Raw genomic sequence first — 21,820 nt, 5'->3', positions numbered from 1 at the left:
GTGAAGTGACGGTTCCTCAGCCGTCACTTGACGACAGTTCATGATTTTGAAAATTGCACAACAAGCGTTCAAGGAGATAACTTTTTATACATGAAGCACCATCACCTCTCGGCTGACGAATCATCAATTGTGCCTCGTTCCAGCTCTTGCTTGATGGGCCGATCGAGAGGACCGGGCGCGCCCGGCGGACGGGAACGGGAGCAGGGGATGCTGAGGAGGCGGCATGGCGATGCCGGCACGACCGCCGGCCAGGCCGGCACCACCGCCGGCCAGGCCGGCACCACCGCCGGCCGGGAGCGCCATCGGCACGCCGCCATGCCGGCCGCGGCGGAGATGCGCCGGTGCTGAAGCTCGCCGTCGACGACATCCACAAGCGCTACGGCCCGCATGAGGTGCTGAAGGGCGTGAGCCTGTCGGCCAAGGCCGGTGACGTCGTCAGCATCCTCGGCTCGAGCGGCTCGGGCAAGAGCACCTTCCTGCGCTGCATCAACTTCCTGGAACGGCCGCATCGCGGCTCGGTCGAGGTCGGCGGCGAGCGCCTCGTCACGGTGGCCGACCGGCGCACCGGCGAGCTCCGGGCCAGGAGCCCGGCCCAGCTGCAGCGCATCCGCACCCGCCTCTCCATGGTGTTCCAGAACTTCTGCCTGTGGTCGCACATGACCGTGCTGCAGAACCTGATCGAGGCGCCGGTCCATGCCCTCGGCCTCTCCCGGGCCGAGGCGGTGGACCGCGCCCGCGCCAACCTCGCCAAGGTCGGCCTCGGCCGCGAGGTGCTGGACCGCCATCCCGGCCGGCTTTCCGGCGGGCAGCAGCAGCGCGTCGCCATCGCCCGCGCTCTCTCCATGGAGCCGGAGGTGATGCTGTTCGACGAGCCGACCTCCGCGCTCGACCCCGAGCTGGTCGGCGAGGTGCTCAAGGTGATGCAGGCGCTCGCCGAGGAGGGCCGCACCATGGTGATCGTCACCCATGAGATGGGCTTCGCCCGCCACGTCTCCAGCGAGGTGATGTTCCTGCACCAGGGCCTGGTGGAGGAGCGCGGCGCGCCGGCCGAGATCTTCGAGCGGCCGCAGAGCCCGCGCCTGCAGCAGTTCCTGGCGGGCCGCCTGCATTGACCGCCCGCCGTCTTCCGCGGGTCCGCGCCGCGGGCCTGCCCAGCAACCGGACCGGCACCGACCGGCCGTCAACCCGAGGGGAATCCATGAAGCCGTCCTTCCGCCTGCTCGGCGCCGCGCTGTTCGTCGCCGCCGCCTTCGGCGCGTCGCCTGCCGCTGCCGCCGGCGACACCGTGACCATCGCCACCGACGCCACCTTCCCGCCCTTCGAATCCGTCGACAGCAGCGGCAAGGTCGTCGGCTACGACGTCGAGCTGATGCAGGCGGTGTGCGAGGCCGCCGCGCTCAAGTGCAACATCATCAACGCCGCCTGGGAGGGCATGATCCCCGGCCTGATCAGCGGCAAGTACGACGCCCTGATCTCCCAGCTCACCGTCACCGAGGCCCGCCGCAAGGTCCTCGCCTTCAGCGACATCTACGACCACCCGGTGTTCCGCTTCGTGGCGAAGAAGGGCGCGGCCTACGAGTTCACGCCCGAGGGGCTGAAGGGCAAGACCATCGCCGTGCAGACCGGCACGCCGATGGACGCCTTCGTCACCAAGACCTTCCCGGGCGCCGACATCAAGCGCTACACCAGCGGGAGCGCCCCCTATCTCGAGCTCGCCTCCGGGCGCGCCGAGCTGCACATGAGCTACGAGGCGCAGATCACCCACGCCTTCCTCAAGAGCGAGGACGGCAAGGACTTCGCGCTGGTCGGCCCGCGCTACACCGGCAAGGACGCGCCGGAGTTCGGCGAGGGCGTCGCCATCGCCATCAACAAGCGCAACGCCGCGCTCCTGAAGGCGGTCAACGCCGGCCTCGCCAAGCTGCGCGAGAACGGCGCGATCGCCGCCCTCAACGCCAAATATTTCGGCGCCGAGTAAGGCATGGTCGCCGCCTATGCCGCCACGATCCTCGGGGCCGGGTGGGTCACGCTGCAGCTAGCGGCGGGCGCGCTCGTGCTCTCGATCGCGATCGGGCTGGCGGGCGCCGCTTGCAAGCTCTCCGCCAGCGCGCCGCTGCGCCTGCTGGCGGAGCTCTACACCACCGTGGTGCGCGGCATCCCCGACCTCGTCCTGATGCTGCTCACCTTCTACAGCCTGCCGACGCTGGTGAACGATCTCCTCGCCGCGGCCGGCAGCGATGCGACGGTCGAGCTCGATCCCTTCATCGCCGGCACCGCGACGCTCGGCGTGATCTTCGGCGCCTATATGACCGAGACCTTCCGCGGCGCCCTCCTCGCCATCCCGCGCGGACAGGTGGAGGCCGCGCGCGCCTACGGCCTGCGTCCCGTGCGCATCTTCACCGGCATCCTGCTGCCGCAGATGGCGCGCCTCGCCCTGCCCGGCTTCACCAACAACTGGCTGGTGCTGCTGAAGGCCACGGCCCTCGCCTCGCTGATCGGCCTGCAGGACGTGATGCTCAGCGCCAAGGCGGCCGCCGAGGCGACCGGCCAGCCCTTCACCTTCTACCTCGTGGCCGGCGGCTTCTACCTCGCCTTCACCCTGGCCTCGGTGCTGCTGCTCACCTGGCTCGGCCGCCGCCTCGACCCCACGCGGCGAGAGGCGGCGCCATGAACTGGTCGATCATCGCCGACAATGCCCCGCTCTATCTCCAGGGCACCGGCCTCACCATCGGCCTGACGCTGGCTTCGCTCGCCCTCGGCTTCACGCTGTCGCTCGGCCTCGCCCTGGCGCGCAACGCCGCCTCGGCCTGGATCCGCCTGCCGGTCGCCGGCTACACGCTGGTCTTCCGCGGCACGCCGCTCCTGGTGCAGCTCTTCCTGATCTATTTCGGCCTGGCGCAGTTCGACCTCCTGCGCAAGAGCTTCCTCTGGCCCTGGCTGTCGAGCCCGCTCGTCTGCGTGCTCCTGACCTTCGTGCTCAACACCACGGCCTACACCACCGAGATCTTCGCCGGCGGCCTGCGCCACCTGCCGCTGGGCGAGGTCGAGGCGGCGCGCGCCTACGGCCTGTCGCCCTTCACCGTGGCGCGGCGCATCCTGCTGCCGGCCATGCTGACGCGCTCGCTGCAGCTCTACGGCAACGAGGCGATCATGCTGATGCACGCCACCTCGCTCGCCAGCACGGTGACGCTGATGGAGGTGACGGGCGTCGCCCGCACCATCACCCTCACCTCCTACATCCTGTTCGAGCCCTATGTGACGGCGGCGGCGATCTACCTCGGGCTCACCTTCGTCCTCGTCGCCCTGTTCCGCGCGGCGGAGCGGCGCTGGGCCGGCTATCTAGTCTGAGCGAGCCGGACTCGAGGCGCCATCCCTGGTCGCGAACCGGTCGTCGCCGTCGATGCGCAACAGGGCCTCGAACAGGACCGACGCCCCCTCGCTGCAGGCTGCCGCATCGGTCCATTCTTCGGGACAATGGCTGCGCCCGTCGCGGCTCGGGACGAAGACCATGGCCATCGGCGCAATCCTCGCCATGAAGCCAGCGTCGTGCCCTGCCCCGCTCGCCATCGGGATCGCGGTGAGCGCCAGGGCGTCGGCGGCCGCCATGAGATGCTCGCGCAGCCGCGGGTCGCTCGGCGCAGGCTCGGAGCGGGACAAGGGTCGAAACGCGGTTCGCTGCACGTTTGCCGCCGAGGCGGCTTCGAGGCTCGCCAGGGAAATCTCGTCGAGGAAATCCGACAGATGCGCGGATCGCTCCGCCCTCGCCTCGATCACCAGGCGCGCCGTGCCCGGCACGACATTGGCGGCGTTGGGCTGAATGGCGATGCACCCGGTCGTCGCGATGAAATAGTCCTGGCTGCGGGCGGCGAAGGCTTCGCCCAGTCGGCGCACCGCCGAGATCGTGGCGGCTGCCGCCACCAGGGCATCCTGCCTGACATGGAAGGGTGTCGTCCCGGCATGGTCCGCCGCACCGGTGAATTCGATCTCGACGCGCGCGATGCCGACGATGCCGGTGACGATGCCGATATTGCATCCGCGCGTCTCCAGGACGCGCGCCTGCTCGATGTGGAGCTCGAGAAAGGCGGCCACGTCGTTGCGCCGGGGACCGGCGAGCCTGGATGGGTCGGCCCCCATGCGCCGCATCGCCGATGCCAAGGTCTCGCCGTCCGCATTCGCAAGGCTCAGCATCGGCTCGTCGAGAAAGCCGGTCATCGCCCGGCTGCCGATGCAGGATGGGCCGTAATCGCTCGGCTCCTCGCTGAGGAAATCGATGATCTCGACGGGATGGCGCAGGGCGATGCCGCGATCGCGCAGCCTGCGCACCACTTCCAGCCCCGCGAGCACCCCCAGCGGGCCATCGAAACGGCCTCCCGACGCCACCGTGTCGGAATGGGATCCCATCGCCAGCACCGGCAAGAACGGGTCGCCGCCCTCGAGGCGCCCGATGAGATTGCCGCCCTCGTCGAGGCGCACCCGCAGGCCCGCGTCCTCGAAGCGTTGCGAGAGCCAGCGGCGCCCCTCCAGAAACCGGTCCGTGAAGCAGCGGCGCGTGTAGGGCCGGCCCGGATCGGTCAGCCCGCCCAGAGCCATCAGATCGTTCCACAGGCGGTCGTCCCGCGACGGCATCGGTCAGCCTCCCTTCCAGCGCCCGTCCAGGGGGATATCGAGATCGAAAAGGTCGAGCACGCGCCCTGCGGTGTGCGTCACCATCTCGTCGATCGTCGTCGGTCTCGGATAGAAGGCCGGCACCGGCGGCATCACGATCCCGCCCATCTCGGTCAGGCGAAGCATGTTGTGGCAATGTCCGAGATGCAGCGGCGTTTCGCGGAACAGGACGACCAGCCGGCGCCGCTCCTTGAGAACGACATCGGCCGCCCGGGCGATCAGCGTTCCCCCGGTGCCCATGGCGATTTCCGCCAGGCTTTTCGCCGAGCAGGGGGCAATGATCATCCCGGCGGTGCGGAACGACCCGCTGGCGATCGGCGCGGCGATATCGCGATTGTCGTGCCAGTGATCGGCGAGCTCCTTCATGGCGCCGAGCGTCATGTCCGTCTCATGCGACATCGCGGTCACGGCGGCCCGCGAGACCACCAGATGCGTCTCGACCGCCTCGAGGCGCAGCATGCCGAGAATCTTCACGCTGTAGTCGAAGCCGGAGGCTCCCGTCACGGCGACGATGATGCGGGCGGGACGGCTCATCTCCGTGATGCCCCTCAATAGTGATCGAGATCAGCCCGGACCTCAGCCAGAATCCCGGCGGGCGGGCGGGCGAATTCCGACAGGCCGCCCCGTTCGCCGTCGCTGGGCCGGGTGCAGGCGACGAGACCGATCTTGGTGACGGTCAGGTTCTCGTGCACGGGATCGCAGCGATCCGCCTTCATGCCGGGCAGAACCACGAGATCCTCCCCGCCGCGAAACCGCGCGGCAAGCGACCATTCCACCTGCGCGGCATCCTCGGGATCGACGTCATCCTCGACGACGACGACGAATTTCAGCAGGTTGATCTGGCCCATGGCCAGAATGATCGCCCGCTTGCCCTCGCCGAGGCGGGGGCGATGCATCACGATCACGGCATGCAGCCGCCCCATGCCGCCATCGGTGACGAGAACCCGGCGCACGGCGGGGATGACGCGCCTCAGGGCCTGGCAGCAGACGGCCTCGATCGCCAGCGCGCCGAGAAGGCAGTGCTCGGGCGCGTAGCCCGGCAGGATCGCCTGATAGAGCGCATCGCGGCGATGCGTGACGCAGGCGATCGTTCCCCCGATGCCCGGCCCGTAGCGGACATAGAAGCCGTGGAATTCCGACACCGCCCCCTCCTCGACGGGATCGTCGGCATCGATGGCGCCTTCGAGGACGATGTCCGCGCCGGCGGGAACTTCGAGCGGGACCGTCAGGCATCGGGTGAGGCGCAGCGGTGCGCCGAGCAGGCCGCCGACGACGTCATATTCGTCGTCGCCCAGCCCCAGATACATCTGCGAGCCGAGAAGCACGGCGGGATGATTGCCGATGGCGACGGCGATCGGCAGGCTCTGCCCGAGCTTCCGGGCCTTTTCGGCCAGAAGATTGAGATGATGGTTCTTGGCGATGCCCACCATGACGCGGCCGCCGCCATCGATCCGCAGGCGCGCGATCGACACGTTGCGGCGGCCGGTCTCGGGGTCCTTCGCCACGATGACCCCGGCGGTGATGTAAGGCCCGGTCTCGTGCTCGAACCAGGTCGGCACCGGCAGAAGGCGGGCGAGGTCGACCGGCTCCCGATGAACCACCTCCTGGACCGGGGCATGATCGACGACGACCGGCGGAATCGGCGAGGCGAGCGCATCGAGGATGACCTCGTGCAAGGACGCCGTGCCTGTTCCCAGGAGCGCGGCAATCCGCGCGCGCGAGTTCATGACGTTGCCGATCACCGGCATGGCGTGGCCCGTCACGTTCGAGAACAGCTGTGCCGGACCGTGCTGGCGCAGGGACAGGACCGTGCCGAGCTCGAAACGAGGATCCACCGGGCGCACAACCCGGTGCAGATCGCCGGCCCGTTCGAGGGCATCCAGGACGCCGCGAAAGCTCTGATCGGTGTCGGCCGGCTTGGTCGGTGTCGGCAAGGGCGCCTCCTCAGTCGAAGACGGATCGAGCGATGCCGAACGCCGATTTCATGAGATCGACGACGGGACCGAGGTCGAAGATCGTCTGCCCCTCGGTTCCGATCGGCAGCATCGGCAGGATCTGCGCGACGAGCGGCTTCAGACCCTCGCCGAGCGCCTCGCCCGGAATGGCGCGCCGATGGATGGCCCAGGCCGCGCAGGCCGCCTCGATCGCCACGACGTTCCAGGCAGGCACCAGCATGCGCACGGTCTCGGCGACGGATTGCGGCGCATTGCCGGCCACGTCCTCGACGCCGTCGTCGAGCTGGCCCGAGTAGTTCAGCATCGCCGGATGAGCCGCCTGCCGCACCGCGCCGACATTGGCTCCGGCGAGGTGACCGAAATTGAGGAACTGGACGCCGCCGATGGCGCCCGGCTCGACGGCCAGGCTCGTCGGCAGCCCGGTGAAGCCCGGCCATTGAATCTTGTGAATGCGCTGGCCCGAGGCTTCGATCACCTTGGCGAGCGCCTGCCGCAGCGTGTCCATCGCCAGGGCACAAGCGGTGGTTTCCATGTTGCCATGCGAGATGAAGGCGCCGGACGCCGTGTCGATCAGCGGGTTGTCGCAAGCCGCCGACAGCTCGGTTTCGAAGATCGCGTGGGCGAAGTCATAGGCAGCCTCCGCCGCGCCATGGATCTGCGGGATGCAGCGAAAGCTCAAGGGATCCTGCAGGAAGCGAGCCTCGCCGGGCTGCCAGAGCCGGCTGCCCGCCAGGGCCGCCCTGAGCGCCGCGCCCGTCCGCTTCTGCCCCGGCTGCCCCCGCGCCTCGTCGACGCCGGCGCCCCATGACTGGAGATTGCCGCGAAGCCCCTCCATGGACAGGGCCCCGGCGATCGTCGCCGCATCGAGGAGAGCCCGAGCCTCGACGAGGGCCAGGGCGGCCTGCGCCAGCATCAGGCTGTTGGAGTTCAGCAGCGAGACGGCTTCCTTGGCGGCCAGGCCGCCGATCGGCCTCGGCCCGGCTCCGCCCGCGCCGATGCCCGCCTTGCCGAGCAAGGGAACGGCAAGCTGGCTCATCGCCACGATATCGGACGCTCCCACCGACGATCCGAGCCGGGCGGACGGCATGTCGTCGGCCTGCAGGCGTGCGAGCAGGCTTTCGACCAGTTCCAGCCGCACGCCCGACCGCCCCTTGGCGAAGAGGGAAAGCTGGATCGCCAGGGCGGCGCGCACCAGGGCGGGCGGCGCGGTCGGACCGGGGGCGGCCGTGGCGTGGGCGGTGATCATCAGGTCGTTGTAACGAGCGATGGCATCGCGGCTGACGCCGAAATCCTTCTGGCTGCCGACGCCGGTGGTGATGCCGTAGGCCGGTATTCCCGCATCGACCAGCCGGTCGACGACCGCGCGCGCCCGGACGATCGCCTCGCGTCCCGACGCCGACAGGTCGAGGCCGACCCGGCGATGGGCGATCGCGTCGACGTCACTCAAGGTCAGGGCTGTCTCGCCCAGGGCAATCGTTGCAGGAGGAAGCATGCTCATTCCCAATTTCGGCCAGGGATCGGCTGGTTCAACGCATGATCGGGTGCGTTTGCGGCGGGCGGAGGAAGCGGCCGCTGCCCGGCTGCGCCAGCACCGAGGTTCCGTCGAAGACCAGCTCGCCCCGCCGGTACGTGCCGCTGACGCGCCAGGGGATCTCGCGGCCGTTATAGGGGCTCCAGCCCACGACGTTGTGCCCGCTCGCCGCGGCATCGTAGAGCCTGGGTTCGGGCGTCAGGACGGTGATGTCGGCATCGCGGCCCGGCGTCAGCGCGCCTTTGGTGCCGTCGATGCGAAAATGCCGCGCGGGGTTCTCGGCCATCAGCCTGGCGGCCCAGGACAACGGGATGCCGCGCGCCAGCGCCCCCGCGACGAACAGCGGCACCATGACCTCCAGCCCCGGCACGCCCGAGGCATTGGCGAGCATGTCCGGATCGGTCTTGCGGTCCTCCGACCAGCTCACGTGATCCGTCGAGACCAGCGTGACGCGTCCCGCCGCGACGTGGCGCCAGAGGCCTTCGACCTCGGCACGCGGCCGGATCGGCGGATTGATCTTGGCCTTGCCGCCGAGACGGCGGACGTCGGTCTCCTCGTCCAGGACGAGGTAGTGGATGCAGGCCTCCACCGTCGCCGCGAACCCCTGTGCGCGATAGCCGGCCGCGATGTCGTAGCCGCGGGCCAGGGAGCAATGCACGACATGCGCCGGGCACCCGGTCGCGGCGCCGATCTCGTAGATCTGATGCATGGCCAGGAGCTCGGTGATCGGCGGCCGCGACAGGCCGTGCGCCCGCCAGTCGGAAATGCCGGCCGCTCTCGTGCGCGCCGCATAGGCCTCGACCGCCTCGTGGTCCTCGTTGTGGACGCCGGCCGTCAGGCCGGATGGCGCGATGGCCGCGAAGCAATCCATCAAAAGTGCCGGCGGGATGCGCGGAAACCGCGTCGGATGCGTGCCGAAGGTGGAGAATTTGAAGGCAGAGACGCCCGCATCGACCATTTCGGCGATGCGGCCGGGTCCCTCGGTCGGGTCGACGGTGCCATAGAGCGCGAAGTCGACGCGCGCCGTCGCTTCGCCATGCGCAGCCTTGCGCCGGACGGCCGCGGCGGAGGAGACCACATCGCCCTCGTCATAGGGCATGTCGACGATCGTCGTCACGCCGCCCGCCGCGGCGGAGCGCGTCGACCATTGAAAATCCTCCTGATCCCGCTGGGACAGGGAATGGACCTGCGCATCGATGGCTCCGGGCAGGATCAGGGCCTGGCCGAGGTCATGACGCTCCCGTGCCGCCGGGGGCGTCCCTTCGCCGATCATCGCGACCTTGCCGCCGGAAACGGCGACGAAGCCCGCGCCGACGACCCGCGTCGGCAGGACGATGGTGCCGCGGAGGACAAGATCGAAATCAGCCATCGTCCGAAAGTCCTCCGCGCTCGCGAACTGCGAGTCTGAAGATAAGTGCGCTGCGCTTTCCGCCGTCATGGCCGGGACGAGCCCGGCCATGACGGACCGGCTCACCTATCCCCGTATGGTGCCTTGGGGCGAAGTCTACGGCCTGCGACGGGTTGGCGGGATATGCTAAAAGCCGGACACGCCATGCATGCCGGCGCGCTGGCGGCCGTCGGCATGGAGGCTCGGGACGATCGAATGGATATCGCGACCCTGGCGATGGCGATCGCCGTCCTGCAGGAAGGATCCGTGCGCGGCGCCGGGCGGCTCCTCGGGCGGGCGCCCTCCAGCGTTGCCGACGCCTTCGAAAGGCTCGAGACGGATCTCGCCATGACCTTGGCCCTGCGGGTCGAGGGCGCTCTGTCCCTGACGCTGGCGGGCGAGACGCTCTCCAGGTCGTCGTCCGATCTCGTCATCGGGCTCCGCGCCCTGGCCGGCCTTGCCGACCGCGATGCCGCCGCCACCGTCGGGACGACCCTGGCCTGGGCCGCGCGCAATCCGATCCCCATCGCCCTCCTGTCTCATTTCAACGCCGTCGTGCGGGTCGGCAGCATCCGGCGCGCGGCGCAGGTGCTGGGCATCGGTCAACCCAACCTGTCGCGCCAGATGTCGCGGCTGGAGGCGATGCTCGGCTGCCCGCTGCTGCAGCGGACGAGCATGGGCTGCGAACCCTCCGTACGGGGCCTGAAGCTCGACGAAATCTCGCTGGCCCTCGTCGAGGTCGTGTCCGGCCTCGCGGCGCCGGCAAAGACGCGATTTGCGCGCGAAGTCCGGACCGTCAAGCTCGGCACGATCATTCCGATCGGCCACGAGAGCCGTCTGGCCGCGCGGCTGGCCAATCTGGTGGCAAGCTGGCGGACCGACAAGGCGAAGCCCGAGCTCCTCGTCAGCAGCACGACGGCCGAAGATCTGATGGAGGGCTTGAAGGCCGGGCGCTTCGACATCGCCCTCATGGACACGGCCATGCGGCACAAGCGCTTCGAAACCATCGAGATCTTCTCATCCGAGCTCGTTCTCGTCGGCCCGGCGGCAGCGATCGCGGCCACCCCGTCGCTCCAAGGCCTGACCCGTTCCAATCCCATTGCGGTTCCCAGCCTGCGAAGCGGGCTGCGACAGCGGATCAGGGAGGTGCTCGAGCCCTTGGTCGACGATACCGGCGGCGGCGCGGCGCCATGGGTCGAGGTCGATGCCCTCTCGATCATCATCAATCTGGTGCTCGATCACGGCTACCTCTCCGTGCTGCCGATCGACGCCGTCGTGTCGCTCGATCGCCAGATCGGCATTGCGCAGCTGCCCGGCGCGCCGCGGCTCGGCTTCCATCTGGTCTGGCCACGGACTTTGGCCGCGCAAAAGATCGCGACGTCGATGTCCGAGACATTGGCGGGGGCTGTTCGGACGGCGGCGGCGAACCCGTGACTGCGCGCGTCATGGCGAGCCCGAAACCTCCCGGGTCGACGAAGCGCCGGCTTGTCGACAGCTCTCCGCCGGTGTCAGCCCTTGGCCAGCACGTCGATCAGCGCCTTGTTGAAACGCGCAGGCTGCTCCATCTGCGGCGCATGGCCGAGGCCGGGAAACTCGATCAGGGTCGAGCGGGGGATGGCCTTGGCGGTGCGCTTGCCCAGCTCGTCGTAATGGCCGAGCCGGGCCTTGACGGCGGGCGGGGCGATGTCGCTGCCGATCGCGGTCGTGTCGGCGTCGCCGATCATCAGCACGGTCGGCACCCGGAGATTGCCGAACTCGTAGACCACCGGCTGGATGAAGATCATGTCGTAGATCAGGGCCGAGTTCCATGCCACCAGCGTGTGGCCCGGCCCCTGGTTGAGGCCGGCCAGCATGTCGACCCAGCGCTCGAACTCGGGGCGCCAGCGACCGACATAATAGGTGCTGCGCTCATAGTCGCGGATGCCGTCGGCCGAGAGCTTCAATTCCCGGGCATACCATTCGTCGACGGTGCGGTAGGGCACGCCGAGCGCCTTCCAGTCCTCCAGGCCGATCGGGTTGACCAGCACCAGCGTCTCCACCGCCTCGGGATAGAGCAGCGCATAGCGCGTCGCCAGCATGCCGCCGGTGGAATGGGCGACCAGCACGGCGCGGCGGATGCCGAGGCTCGCCAGCAGCGCCCGCGTGTTGGCCGCCAGCTGCTGGAAGCTGTACTGGTAGCTCTCCGGCTTGGTCGAGGTGCAGAAGCCGACCTGATCGGGCGCCACCACCCGATATCCCGCCGCGGCGAGCGCGACGATGGTGTCCTGCCAGGTGGCGGCGCAGAAGTTCTTGCCGTGCAGCAGCACGGCCGTGCGCCCGTTCGGCCGTCCCGTCGGCGCCACGTCCATATAGCCCATGGCCAGGTGCTTGCCCTGCGAATCGAAGGCGAAGCGCTTGAGCTCATAGGGATAGGCGAAGCCCTCGAGCTGCGGGCCGTAGCCCGACCCGCCCTCCGTCGCGACGGCGGGCAGCGCCGCGGCGAGGGCGAGCACGCAGGAGAGCCACAGGGATCGCCGATCGATCATGGAGGAGCCTCGCGCGGGAGCGACGTGATTCGCCCCGAGCCTGGACCGGCGATGTGGCCGCGCTGAGGAGGGACTGCGGCGTCCTCAGCCCGTCGCCCGCTCGCCGCCCAGCGTCTCCTCGATGCGCGCCACGTTGTCCAGCAGGGCCGGATGCTGGCGCGCCAGGCAGTGGAACAGCACCTCGTTGAACATCATCTCCAGGATGCGGGTCATCACCGCATCGGTGCCGAACAGGCTGACGCCCGGCGGGGTAACGATGCGGATGTCGGCGATCGCCTCCAGCGGCGAGCCGTTGCCGCCGAGCACCGCGGCGATGCGCGCTCCGCGCCGGCGGGCCACCTCGGCCGCCTGCAGCGTCGACCGGGTCCGCCCGGAATAGGAGATGGCGATGGCGAGGTCCCCGGGCGCCATCAGCGAGGCGAAGGCGATCTGGTTGTGATGGTCCTCGGCGAAGTTGATGGGAATGCCGAGGCGCAGCAGCCGCTGGTGCATGTCGAGCGCCACCACCGCCGAGGCACCGGCGCCAAACACCTGGACGTTCGTCGCCTCGCCGAGCGCCGCGACGAGCTGGCCGAGCTCGGGCCGGCCGGACAGGATCTCGGCGAATTTCAGGGCCCGCACCGAGGCGCTGTGGAACACTTTGAGCGCGATCTCGCCCAGGCCGTCCGAGGGGATGATCGCCGGCTCCAGCCGCGGCGTGCCGGCGATCGGCGCGTGCATGGCCCGGCTCTCCTGCAGCAGGGCCCGGCGCATCTCCTTGATGCCGGCGAAGCCGAGCCGCTTGGACAGCCGGTCGATGGTCGAGCGGCTGGTGCGCGTGCGCGCCGCCAGCTCGGCCGAGGTCAGGCTGGCGACGTCGTACTCGGCGATCGAGAGCAGGAACTCGACGACGCGCCGCTCGGCCTTCGAGAACGGCATGCGCGACACGCGCGACAACAGGGAATCCGGTTCCCGGGGCTTCACCATCGCATCGCCTCGCAGCCTGATTTGCTTCGGCCAGATTGACACGTTTTGCATCAAAATAATAGACATGACATATATTGCGATGCTTATCGTACCGCTGTAACCTTCCGGAGGATCGGACGGACGGCTGCCGGCGGATGCATCCCGGCCATGCCGGCGCCGATCCGATGAACCGAAATCAATCAACAAGGTCGATCGCGCCGCTGACGACGGCCCGGCGATCACGGGAGGAACGCGTGCGCACGCTCAAATCAGCTCTGCTCGGCCGGGCCGTGGCAGCCGGTCTGGCCCTCGCCCTGGCGAGCCCGGCCATGGCCGTGGAACTCACCTTCTGGCACCACACCTATCCGCCGGCGACGGACTTCATCGCCAAGAAGGCGGCGGAATACACGGCCAAGCACCCGGACGTGACCATCAAGCTGCACGAGGACCCGCACGGCGACTACGAGGTCAAGCTGCTCTCGGCCATCGCCGCCGGCAACCCGCCCGACATCGTCAACGTGCTCGACTATCTCTTTCCGCAATTCGCGGCCAAGGGCATCCTGGCTGAGGCCGATCCCGCCGCCTTCGGCGCCAAGTCTGCGGCCGAGATCGAGGCGCGCTACATGCCGGCGGCCCTCTCGGGCCTGACCATCGACGGCAAGCTCTACGGCGTGCCGGAAGAGTTCAACACCCTCGCCCTGTTCCTCAACAAGGCGCATTTCGCCGAGATCGGCATCGACGTGACCAAGCCGGAGAACTGGCCCAAGACCTGGTCGGACGTCTTCGCCCTCTCGGCCAAGCTGCAGAAGAAGGACGCTGCCGGCAAGGTGACGCGGCTCGGCTTCAACTGGGTCTGGAACCTCGATCCCTATTGGTACGCCCAGCAATATTGGCCGATCCTGGTGCAGTACGGCTGCGACGTCATCGGGCCCGACGGCAAGGCGGCGATCAACTCGCCGGCCTGCGTCGCCGCCTTCACCGAGACCTGGCAGAAGCCGATCACCGACGGGCTCGGCGGCCCCAACCTCGCCACGGTCAACCCGGTCAACGCCCTGCAGGACTTCAGCGAAGGCCGCCAGTCCATGGCCATCGCCGGCATCTGGGCCCCGCCGCTCTACTCCGACGAGGTCAAGAAGGACTATGTCGTCGCCAAGCTGCCGCAGCGCGATCCGGCTCAGCCGCACACGCTGCTGAACTCCTATGCGCTCGCCGTCACCGCCGGCTCCAAGCACCAGAAGGAAGCCTGGGAGTTCCTGAACTTCCTGACCGCGGACGGTGACGGCTATCTCGCCGCCACCGGCTACGTCACCGGGCTCAAGGGCTGGGCCGACACTGAGGTCGCCAAGCAGACGCGCGGCAGCGCCGTCTTCGCCGACGGCCAGACATACGGCTCCTTCGTCTGGCGCTCGCCGACCTGGGCGCAGGAAGGCACCGCGATCAAGACCGCCATCGAGCAGTTCGCGCAAGGCGTGCCGGTCAAGGACGCGCTCGACCAGGCGGCGGCCGAGATCGACCAGATCCGCGCCCGCTGACGCAGGACCACGAAACAGGACGGCGCGGGCCGCGGCCCGCGCCCGCAAGGACAGACAGCAGCATGGCGACGAGAGGGATCATCGGCACGAGGGGTCATCGCCCCGGCCTCTGGGGCGCGGCCTTCGCCGTCCCGGCGATCCTCTACATCGCCGCCTTCCAGCTCTACCCGATCCTGTTCTCGGTCTATATCAGCCTCAACCAGTACGACCTGCTCTCGCCGCCGCGCTGGGTCGGCCTGCGCTACTACGCCGAGCTCGCGGGCGACCGGGCCTTCCTCAACGCGCTGCGCGTCACCATCGTGTATGTCGTCTACACCGTGGTGCCGGTCATCGGCTTCTCCTACGGCCTCGGCTATGCCCTGACGCGGATCGGCCGCTCGCGCGGCCTCTGGCGCACGCTGATCTTCCTGCCTTCGGTGATGCCCCTGGTCTCGGTGGCGCTGACCTGGAAGCTCCTGTTCAACTTCCAGGGGCCGCTCAACGGCGCCCTCGGCGATCTCGGCCTGGCGCCGGTCGCCTGGCTCAATTCCAGCGCCTATGCCCCCTGGGCCATGATTCTGATGAGCTGGTGGCACGCGACGAGCTACTACACCATCATCTTCCTCGCCGGCTTCCTGGCGATCCCGCGCGACTATTACGAGGCGGCCTCGCTCGACGGCGCCGGCGGCTTCGCCCTGATGCGGCACGTGACGCTGCCGCTGATGAAGCCGACCATCGCCCTGGTGGTGGTCCTGGCCACGGTCAACGGCCTCAAGACCTTCGCCTTCCAGCAGATCCTCACCGATGGCGGGCCGGCCGGCGCCACGCAGATCCTGACGCTGCTGATCTACAGGACCTCCTTCTCCTTCCTGGAGATGGGCCGGGCCGGCGCCTATTCCGTGGTGCTCTTCGGCGGCATCCTGGTGATCAGCCTCCTGCAGATCTGGCTCCTGAGGGACCGCCATGCATAGGCCGGCCGCCGCCCGTCTCCTGCCGCTCGCAGTCGTGGTCTTCGCCGCGGTCCTGACGCTCTACCCCATCGCCTGGATGGTCTCGGCCGCGTTCAAGACCAATGCCGAGATCTTCTCCACCGGCCTCGGCAGCATGGGCAGCGCCGGCTGGAGCAACTTCACCTCGTCCTTCGGCCAGCGGCCCTTCCTGACCTACCTCCTCAACTCGGTCCTGGCGGCGCTGGTCTCGGTGGCGGTCACCATCGTGCTCGGCGCGCTCGCCGGCTACAGCCTCGCCAAGTTCTCCTATCGCGGCGCCGGGCTGGTCGGCTTCCTCGTGTTCGCCTCGGTGATGATCCCGCTGGAGGCGATCGTCATCCCGCTGTTCCTGGAGATCCATGCGCTGGGCTGGGCCAACAGCTATGCGGCGCTGCTGCTGCCCACCGCCTTCAACGTGGTCGGCATCTTCATCCTGCGCCAGGCCATGCTGGCCATCCCCGACGCCTATATCGAGGCGGCGCGCATCGACGGGGCGAGCGAATGGCGCATCCTGGTCTCGATCGTCATGCCGATGGTGCTGCCGAGCGTGGTGGTCGTCGCGGTGCTGACCTTCAACCTCAACTGGAACAGCTATCTCTGGCCGCTGATCGTCGCCTCCGACGACAGCCTGAGAACCCTGCCGCTCGGCATGGCCGCGTTCCAGAGCGCCTTCAACACGCAATATGGGCAGGTGATGGCGGTCTCGATCTTCGGCGCCGTGCCGACCACCCTGTTCTTCGCCGCCTTCCAGAAGCATTTCATCGAGGGCGCCGTCGCGGCGGGCATCAAATGAACCTGGCGATCGATCTCGGCGGCACCCGTATCAGGCTCGCGCTCGGCGACGGCGCCGGCCCGTTCCGGCGCGAGCACCACCAGCGCCGCCCCGACGGCATGACGCCGCCCGCCTTCCTCGCCCTGGTCGAGAGCGTCCTCGCCGCCTGGGGCCTGCGCCCGGCCGATCTCGGCGGCATCGGCATCTCCGCCGCCGCGGTGGTCGACCGCGACGGCCGCGTCGTCCGCGCCGAGAACATCGGCTGGTCCGACGTGCCGCTGCGGGCCCTGATCGCCGAGGCCTTCGGCCGGCCCGCCGCGGTCGACACCGACGTCTTCTGCGGCGCGCTCTACGAGGCTCGCCTCGGCCAGGCCAGGACGAGCCGCTCGGCGCTCTATGTCGCCGTCGGCACCGGCATCGGCCATGCCCTCATCCTCGACGGCCGCGTCTGGCGCGGCGCCTCCGGAGCGGCCAATGCCATCGGCCACATGGTGGTGCGGCCGGGCGGCCGGCGCTGCTATTGCGGCAATGCCGGGTGCCTGTGCGCCTTCGCCTCGGGCCTCGCCAACGAAGCCGGCGGCGATGGCGACCGCGCCCTGCAGGCGCTCGCCCAGGCCCTCGGCGCGGCGGCGACGCTGATCGAGCCCGAACGCATCATCCTCACCGGCGGCGCGCTCAACCAGGCCTGGTTCGACCTCGCCCGGCTGGAGGCCCTGCTGCCGCGCCTCTCCTATCCCGGCCTCGCCCGGCCGGATCTCGTCCACAGCAGCGTTGCGGATCCCAATCTCCGCGGCGCCGCGCTGCTCCTGAAGGAAACCGCATGATCAGGGAAAGTGCCACCCACTGGATCGGCCGCGCCTACCGCGAGGGCTGGGCCGTCGGCATGTTCAACGCCCATCACCTCGAGGCGACGCAGGCCGTCGCCACCGCGGCGGACAGGACCCGCGCGCCGGTGATGCTGTCGACCACCATGGGCGGCATCCGCCATGTCGGGCTCGATTATTTCGCCGCCATGGCCGCGGTGGCGCGCCGGCGCAGCGCCGCGCCGCTGATCCTGCATCTCGACCACGGCGCCGACTACGACACGGTGCGCGAGTGCATCGAGGCCGGCTTCGATTCGGTGATGATCGACGCCTCCTCCGCCTCCTACGACGAGAATGTCGACCTGGTGCGCCGCGTCGTCGCCCTCGCCCGCCGGCACGGCGTCGGCGTCGAGGCGCAGATCGGCGAGACCCTGGCCGAGGAGGGCGCGGAGGTGGTCGAGCGCAAGACCACGGTCGAGGAGGCGGTGAAGTTCGTCGCCGACACCGGCGTCGACTATCTCGCCGTCTCCATCGGCAACACGCCCGGCCGGCTCGGCAGCGGCGCCGAGATCGACGTGTCGCTGGTCGAGGCGCTGTCGGCGGCCCTGCGCATGCCGCTGGTGCTGCACGGCGGCACCAGCGTGCCGGCCGAGACCGTCAGGGCGCTGATCGGCGCCGGCATCGCCAAGATCAACATCGACGCCGCTATCAAGGGCGCCTTCCGCAGCACCTTCACCGAGGTCTACGGCGCCGCCGATCCGGTGGTCGACACCCGCCTGCCCTTCGCCGAGGCGCGCCGGCGCGCCGTGACGGCGGTGGAGGAGCGGATCGCCTGGTTCGGCGCCGCCGGGCGGGCAGCCTGACGTGTCGCCCCCGTCTCCGCCCCGATCCCCGCCGCTGGTGATCCTGCTGGTCGGCCTGCCCGGCGCCGGCAAGACCACGCTCGCCCGCGCCTTGGCGCCGCGCATCGACGCCGTGGTGCTCAACCGCGACGACATTCGCGACGCGATCTTTCCCGAGGCCTTCCTCGACTACAGCGCGGCGCAGAACGAGGTCGGCACCGATGCGCTGCTCGGCGTGCTGACCTATCTCCTGCGCCACAAGCAGCCGGGCTTCGTCATCGTCGACGGCAAGCCGTTCTCGCGCAAGGCGGAGATCGCCGTGGTCAAGGCCCTGGCCGAGACCCACGCCGCCGACCTCCTGGTGCTGCACTGCGTCGCTCCGCCCGAGATCATCGAGGGGCGCCTGCGCCACGGGCTCGCCGACCCGCGCAATGTCCGGGCCCAGCGCGACCCGGAAAAGGCCGCGCGCATCGGCCGCGTCTTCGAGGCGATCGACGTACCGCATGCGGTGATCGACACCACGGTGCCGATGCCTGACATGCTGGCGCGCTGCATCGCCGCAATCGAGGCGGTGCGGGCCGGCCGGTCAGGAGGGAAGGGCTGACGGGACGGGATCGGCGCCCGCGCAACGAAACGTGCGAAGCGCTTCACCCAGCACGTATCATGGCAAATTCTGCTGAGAAATCAACGATGATCTTCGAGGTCAAATCTGTACTGTTGGACGGATTTTCGGACACTAAAGACCTCCAGAGTACTGCCTTGGAAGTGCTACGGCCCAGGATTATTTGGGTGACGACTGTACTGACAACCGCAAACCCGCTGCCCGCCGGAGTTCATCTGTCGCCCCTGGGGATCTATCCGTCGCAATAACGTGCATCGATCCAGAGTTGCTGTCAGCCCGTTGAGGCGGGGCCAGCCCCATCGCCTTGGGCCGAGCCCATCCAAGGCCGGCGTCGACAAATCCGGTAAACGCTGGCTGGTGGCGCATTCAGCATCGTCCGCCCAATGAAGATCGACCGGAGCCCGAGGCGATCGAGAAAGGGGCGCGCAACGGGGCAACGGGCCGCGTAGGCGAACTGACAGACTCCGCCGCCCGGAGCCAGATGCCGGAACGCGCCGTCGAGAATGCGCATCACCTTGCATGTGGGCATGCTCAAGAGCGGCAGGCCGCTGATGACGGCGCCGGCGCGGGCGCCCGTCTGAAGCTCGATGCGTGAGAGACGCGCGGCGTCCATGCGGATTACGGTCGCGGTTGGATGGTAGCTCTCCAGGAGCGTTGCGAACTCGGAGCCATACTCGATCAACGTGAGATCCTCGGGCCGCACGCCACGGGCAAGAAGCCGGGCCGTGAACACCCAGTGCGAGGCCCGAGCTCGATGACCGGGCCTGTGGCAGGAGTGATTTCGCTCGTGATGAGGTCTGCGAGCGCCTTTCCCGAGGGAGCGATGGGCCCGACCCGCAGCGGCTCGGCAGCCTCGCAGAGCAGTTCGACGCCAGGCCGGCAGAGATCCGCCAGTTGTTCCGCAGTGAGCTGGATCCGGGTCGGAGGCAGGAATTGCTGGATGAAATGCGCGCCGCCGGCCTGCCGACGTGAAGGTTGCGGCTGTCGGTCCCAGGAGAGCCATGAGCATGGTTGATGCCAAAAACTGGACAAGGATCGGGAATTCCCGCCGCCCTGGACGATCAGCAGCAGGGCAAAAGCTTCCGGATCGTGGACGCCACCGGCTTTCCGGTCTGCCACATCTATTACGACGTGGGCCGGCATCCCTACATACCGGACCGGGAGCAGGCCGAGAGCCTGGCCAGGCAGATCGCCCGGCTGCCGGTTCTGCGGGAGAAGGCAGGTCCGGACTGATCGAAATCCGCTCCGAGAGCATACGTCTCAAACAGCGTCCGTCAGCCCGGGCCGATTACGCCTCCGTCTCACAAGGCCTGCGCCCAGCCTCACGGAGTGTGCGTCAGGCTCCCCGGATAGTCTCAATCAATTTGAGTCGGAAATCGTCGATGATTGCGCACCTCTACATCTACGGCATCATCGAGAAACCGTCGTCGTTAGTGGAACCGGTGGCCATCTGGTACCAGCGCTTGGCCTCGGCGTGGTCCTGCTTCACGCCAAGACCTTTGTCGTACAGATGGCCAATACGCTTCATGGCCTCGGCATTGCCGAGATTGGCAGCTTTCCGATACCAATTCATGGCTTCGGCATAGTCCACTTTCATACCACGACCTTCGTCGTAAAGAACGCCAATGTCTTTCATGGCGTTGGCATCGCCGAGGTCCGCAGCCCTCTGGTACCAATGCAGGGCCTCACCATAGGACTGCTTAGGGCCATGGCCGTAGTCGTAGTACAGATAGCCGTAGTGATACAGATGGCCGATGTTGTTCATAGCCTCGGCATGGCCGAGATCGGCGGCCTTCTGGTACCAGAGAACGGCCTTGTGATAATTCCCCCCGGCGTCGAACGCTCTGCCGAGCTGGAAGAGCAGGCGGCGTTCGCGTGGGAATTTCTGCACCGCTTCCAGGCAGGCAGCCTCAGCCACCGGCGCGTCGATCTTGGCTGACGCGACGCCGGCGTGGGCCCTATCAATGTCATCGGGAGCGGCCGCCAAGCGGTCGCACTCGGTCACCGGGGCTGGCGCCGGGCTGACCGGCGCCGTCACCGTCGGCTGCTGTGGGAGGGGCGCCGGTGCAGGCGCTGTCGTGCTCGATGTCGGGACAAGCGCTCCGGAGCCGACCAGTTGGAATTTGTCAAAGAGGTCGATGACGAGTTCCGGAATTTGGTGACCATCGGTAAGGTCGATTACGGAGCGAGCAACGTCTTCGAGCACAGTGGTGATATTTTCGTCCGGCGTCGGCAACTTATCGAGAAGTGCGGCGGTAAATGGCGAGTGATGGCTGTCGCTCCCTGCAGCCTGATCATCTGCGGTCTGTAGGAACTGTGCTGCGTACATGACGATAAGGCCGTCAGGCGGGTGTTGAACTCGACCAAGGCCACGCGTCTGCGCTACAGCTCTTTTGGTGCCCGCGACTTGTTGCTTCAGGATTTGTTCCGCCTCGTTGTTCCGGCAAGCATCAAACAACGCTATACGCACGCCCTTGATTTGCCGCAGCCTTTTAAGAACGTCTTCGACTTTAATAAGTTTTCGTTCCGTTTGGCGCAATTCATCAAAGGTCGCATCTGCCGGCACCAAATAGGGCTCATCCTCGAAAGTAGAGCCATGACCGGAGAAATACACGAGTGCGATGTCGGCACTCCTTGCGTGGTCCTCGAAGTTATCGAGAGCGGCTTCGAATTCTTCCTTGCCTAAGTCTTCCCCGTAAACAACCGAGAAGCCGAGCTTGGTCAGCGCATCGCGCATCGCTCCAGCATCATTGATCGGATTGGCAAGATCGGGGGCGAAAATGTGTCCGGTGCCACGGGCGTAGTGGTCTATGCCAACAACCAGGGCAACGCGGCTGCCAGTCATCTTAACCGCTGGCTCCACGACAATGGACTTTGTGTCAGCATAAGCGTCAGCCGAGCCGAGGAAAGCGAAGAAAAGGGCGAACAGGAGCCTTATCACGGCAGGGCCTCCCATTGACACAGGTCGCTTGTCGGCCAAGGCTGGGCCTGCGCACGTCAGGAGGGACAGAGCCTGGAGCAACCGCGCCAACATGGTCCACCGTCATTACGCCAAGTTGCAACCAAGCATAGCAACGCGCCTGGACTTGCGGAATACCCCTTGGGAACATGTCTTTGGTGAGCTGACATCCCTACATGCCGGGCGGGGATCAGGCCGAGCACCTTGCTAACCATATCGCCCAGTTCCCGCATCTGCTCTGGTGAAGGTAAACAAGCTGGCGGCCGGGCCGTGTCCGGACTGATCGAAATACGCTCTGGGAGCCTCCGTCTCAAATA

The 21,820-nt window shown here is 68.0% G+C and carries 21 protein-coding genes and 1 pseudogene; 13 read left to right on the top strand and 9 right to left on the bottom strand.

All coding sequences use genetic code 11. The features are described 5' to 3' along the window. The first annotated feature begins 207 nt into the window (after nucleotides 1–207). From QO011_RS38170 to QO011_RS38150, 5 genes are all read left to right on the top strand, one after another. Nucleotides 208–348, top strand: a complete 141-nt coding sequence (locus tag QO011_RS38170) for a hypothetical protein (protein WP_307284537.1) — start codon at nucleotides 208–210, stop codon at nucleotides 346–348. After that, a complete protein-coding gene (locus tag QO011_RS38165; protein ID WP_307284536.1) occupies nucleotides 342–1,112 on the top strand; it encodes an ABC transporter ATP-binding protein in 771 nt (256 codons plus the stop codon). The genes QO011_RS38170 and QO011_RS38165 overlap by 7 nt, the downstream gene beginning before the upstream one ends. A gap of 86 nt (nucleotides 1,113–1,198) precedes the next feature. After that, a complete protein-coding gene (locus tag QO011_RS38160; protein ID WP_307284534.1) occupies nucleotides 1,199–1,975 on the top strand; it encodes a transporter substrate-binding domain-containing protein in 777 nt (258 codons plus the stop codon). A 3-nt stretch (nucleotides 1,976–1,978) separates the two neighbouring features. Then, the gene (locus QO011_RS38155; RefSeq protein WP_307284532.1) at nucleotides 1,979–2,668 is read left to right on the top strand and encodes an ABC transporter permease; all 690 of its coding nucleotides are present in this window, start codon (nucleotides 1,979–1,981) and stop codon (nucleotides 2,666–2,668) included. After that, nucleotides 2,665–3,345, top strand: a complete 681-nt coding sequence (locus QO011_RS38150; protein ID WP_307284531.1) for an ABC transporter permease — start codon at nucleotides 2,665–2,667, stop codon at nucleotides 3,343–3,345. The genes QO011_RS38155 and QO011_RS38150 overlap by 4 nt, the downstream gene beginning before the upstream one ends. On the opposite strand, the gene ertE is transcribed toward QO011_RS38150, so the two are convergent. The 5 genes from ertE to ertD all read right to left on the bottom strand — a co-directional run bounded on the left by ertE (nucleotide 3,337) and on the right by ertD (nucleotide 9,586). Beyond that, nucleotides 3,337–4,623 carry an N-carbamyl-l-glutamate amidohydrolase ErtE gene (ertE, locus tag QO011_RS38145; protein WP_307284528.1) on the bottom strand — a complete coding sequence of 429 codons (1,287 nt, stop codon included), beginning with the start codon at nucleotides 4,621–4,623 and terminating at the stop codon, nucleotides 3,337–3,339. The genes QO011_RS38150 and ertE overlap by 9 nt on opposite strands. Nucleotides 4,624–4,626: 3 nt before the next feature. Next, nucleotides 4,627–5,196 (bottom strand): UbiX family flavin prenyltransferase, encoded by a 570-nt coding sequence (locus QO011_RS38140; RefSeq protein ID WP_307284526.1) that lies wholly within the window; start codon nucleotides 5,194–5,196, stop codon nucleotides 4,627–4,629. Nucleotides 5,197–5,210: 14 nt separating this feature from the next. Next, nucleotides 5,211–6,596 (bottom strand): UbiD family decarboxylase, encoded by a 1,386-nt coding sequence (locus QO011_RS38135; protein WP_307284524.1) that lies wholly within the window; start codon nucleotides 6,594–6,596, stop codon nucleotides 5,211–5,213. A gap of 10 nt (nucleotides 6,597–6,606) precedes the next feature. Further along, entirely contained in the window at nucleotides 6,607–8,064 is a 1,458-nt protein-coding gene (locus QO011_RS38130) for an aromatic amino acid lyase (protein WP_307284522.1), read from the bottom strand. Nucleotides 8,065–8,143: 79 nt separating this feature from the next. Then, nucleotides 8,144–9,586 (bottom strand): hydantoin-5-propionate amidohydrolase, encoded by a 1,443-nt coding sequence (ertD, locus tag QO011_RS38125; RefSeq protein ID WP_370882072.1) that lies wholly within the window; start codon nucleotides 9,584–9,586, stop codon nucleotides 8,144–8,146. A 165-nt stretch (nucleotides 9,587–9,751) separates the two neighbouring features. On the opposite strand from ertD, the gene QO011_RS38120 reads away from it, so the two are divergent. Next, nucleotides 9,752–10,969, top strand: a complete 1,218-nt coding sequence (locus tag QO011_RS38120; protein WP_307284518.1) for a LysR family transcriptional regulator — start codon at nucleotides 9,752–9,754, stop codon at nucleotides 10,967–10,969. Between the two features lie 74 nt (nucleotides 10,970–11,043). Here QO011_RS38120 and QO011_RS38115 read toward each other — a convergent pair whose 3' ends face one another. Both QO011_RS38115 and QO011_RS38110 read right to left on the bottom strand, forming a co-directional pair. Then, nucleotides 11,044–12,060: an alpha/beta fold hydrolase gene (locus QO011_RS38115; RefSeq protein ID WP_307284516.1), complete on the bottom strand. Its 1,017-nt coding sequence runs from the start codon at nucleotides 12,058–12,060 to the stop codon at nucleotides 11,044–11,046. Between the two features lie 84 nt (nucleotides 12,061–12,144). After that, nucleotides 12,145–13,026, bottom strand: coding sequence for a MurR/RpiR family transcriptional regulator (locus QO011_RS38110; protein ID WP_307284514.1), 882 nt, complete (start codon nucleotides 13,024–13,026; stop codon nucleotides 12,145–12,147). A 233-nt stretch (nucleotides 13,027–13,259) separates the two neighbouring features. On the opposite strand from QO011_RS38110, the gene QO011_RS38105 reads away from it, so the two are divergent. From QO011_RS38105 to QO011_RS38080, 6 genes are all read left to right on the top strand, one after another. After that, a complete protein-coding gene (locus QO011_RS38105) occupies nucleotides 13,260–14,537 on the top strand; it encodes an ABC transporter substrate-binding protein (RefSeq protein ID WP_307284512.1) in 1,278 nt (425 codons plus the stop codon). Nucleotides 14,538–14,599: 62 nt separating this feature from the next. After that, nucleotides 14,600–15,487, top strand: a complete 888-nt coding sequence (locus tag QO011_RS38100; RefSeq protein ID WP_307284508.1) for a carbohydrate ABC transporter permease — start codon at nucleotides 14,600–14,602, stop codon at nucleotides 15,485–15,487. Beyond that, on the top strand, nucleotides 15,480–16,298 hold the full coding sequence (locus tag QO011_RS38095) for a carbohydrate ABC transporter permease (protein WP_307284506.1): 819 nt from the start codon (nucleotides 15,480–15,482) through the stop codon (nucleotides 16,296–16,298). The genes QO011_RS38100 and QO011_RS38095 overlap by 8 nt, the downstream gene beginning before the upstream one ends. After that, nucleotides 16,295–17,101 (top strand): ROK family protein, encoded by an 807-nt coding sequence (locus QO011_RS38090; protein WP_307284504.1) that lies wholly within the window; start codon nucleotides 16,295–16,297, stop codon nucleotides 17,099–17,101. The genes QO011_RS38095 and QO011_RS38090 overlap by 4 nt, the downstream gene beginning before the upstream one ends. Continuing rightward, a complete protein-coding gene (locus QO011_RS38085; protein WP_307284503.1) occupies nucleotides 17,098–17,943 on the top strand; it encodes a class II fructose-bisphosphate aldolase in 846 nt (281 codons plus the stop codon). The genes QO011_RS38090 and QO011_RS38085 overlap by 4 nt, the downstream gene beginning before the upstream one ends. A gap of 1 nt (nucleotide 17,944) precedes the next feature. After that, complete coding sequence (locus tag QO011_RS38080; RefSeq protein WP_307284500.1) at nucleotides 17,945–18,526, top strand: P-loop nucleotide/nucleoside kinase family protein; 582 nt, start codon at nucleotides 17,945–17,947, stop codon at nucleotides 18,524–18,526. Between the two features lie 289 nt (nucleotides 18,527–18,815). On the opposite strand, the pseudogene QO011_RS38075 reads toward QO011_RS38080, so the two are convergent. Continuing rightward, a pseudogene (locus tag QO011_RS38075) lies at nucleotides 18,816–19,408 on the bottom strand (class I SAM-dependent methyltransferase). A 150-nt stretch (nucleotides 19,409–19,558) separates the two neighbouring features. On the opposite strand from QO011_RS38075, the gene QO011_RS38070 reads away from it, so the two are divergent. Next, nucleotides 19,559–19,777 (top strand): hypothetical protein, encoded by a 219-nt coding sequence (locus QO011_RS38070; protein ID WP_307284494.1) that lies wholly within the window; start codon nucleotides 19,559–19,561, stop codon nucleotides 19,775–19,777. A 169-nt stretch (nucleotides 19,778–19,946) separates the two neighbouring features. On the opposite strand, the gene QO011_RS38065 is transcribed toward QO011_RS38070, so the two are convergent. Continuing rightward, the gene (locus tag QO011_RS38065; protein WP_307284492.1) at nucleotides 19,947–21,485 is read right to left on the bottom strand and encodes a caspase family protein; all 1,539 of its coding nucleotides are present in this window, start codon (nucleotides 21,483–21,485) and stop codon (nucleotides 19,947–19,949) included. Nucleotides 21,486–21,820 lie beyond the last annotated feature (335 nt).

Source organism: Labrys wisconsinensis, assembly GCF_030814995.1.
GTDB classification, from domain to species: domain Bacteria; phylum Pseudomonadota; class Alphaproteobacteria; order Rhizobiales; family Labraceae; genus Labrys; species Labrys wisconsinensis.
Note: the sequence above shows the minus strand (reverse complement) of the source record. Positions and strands in the feature narration are given on the sequence as shown.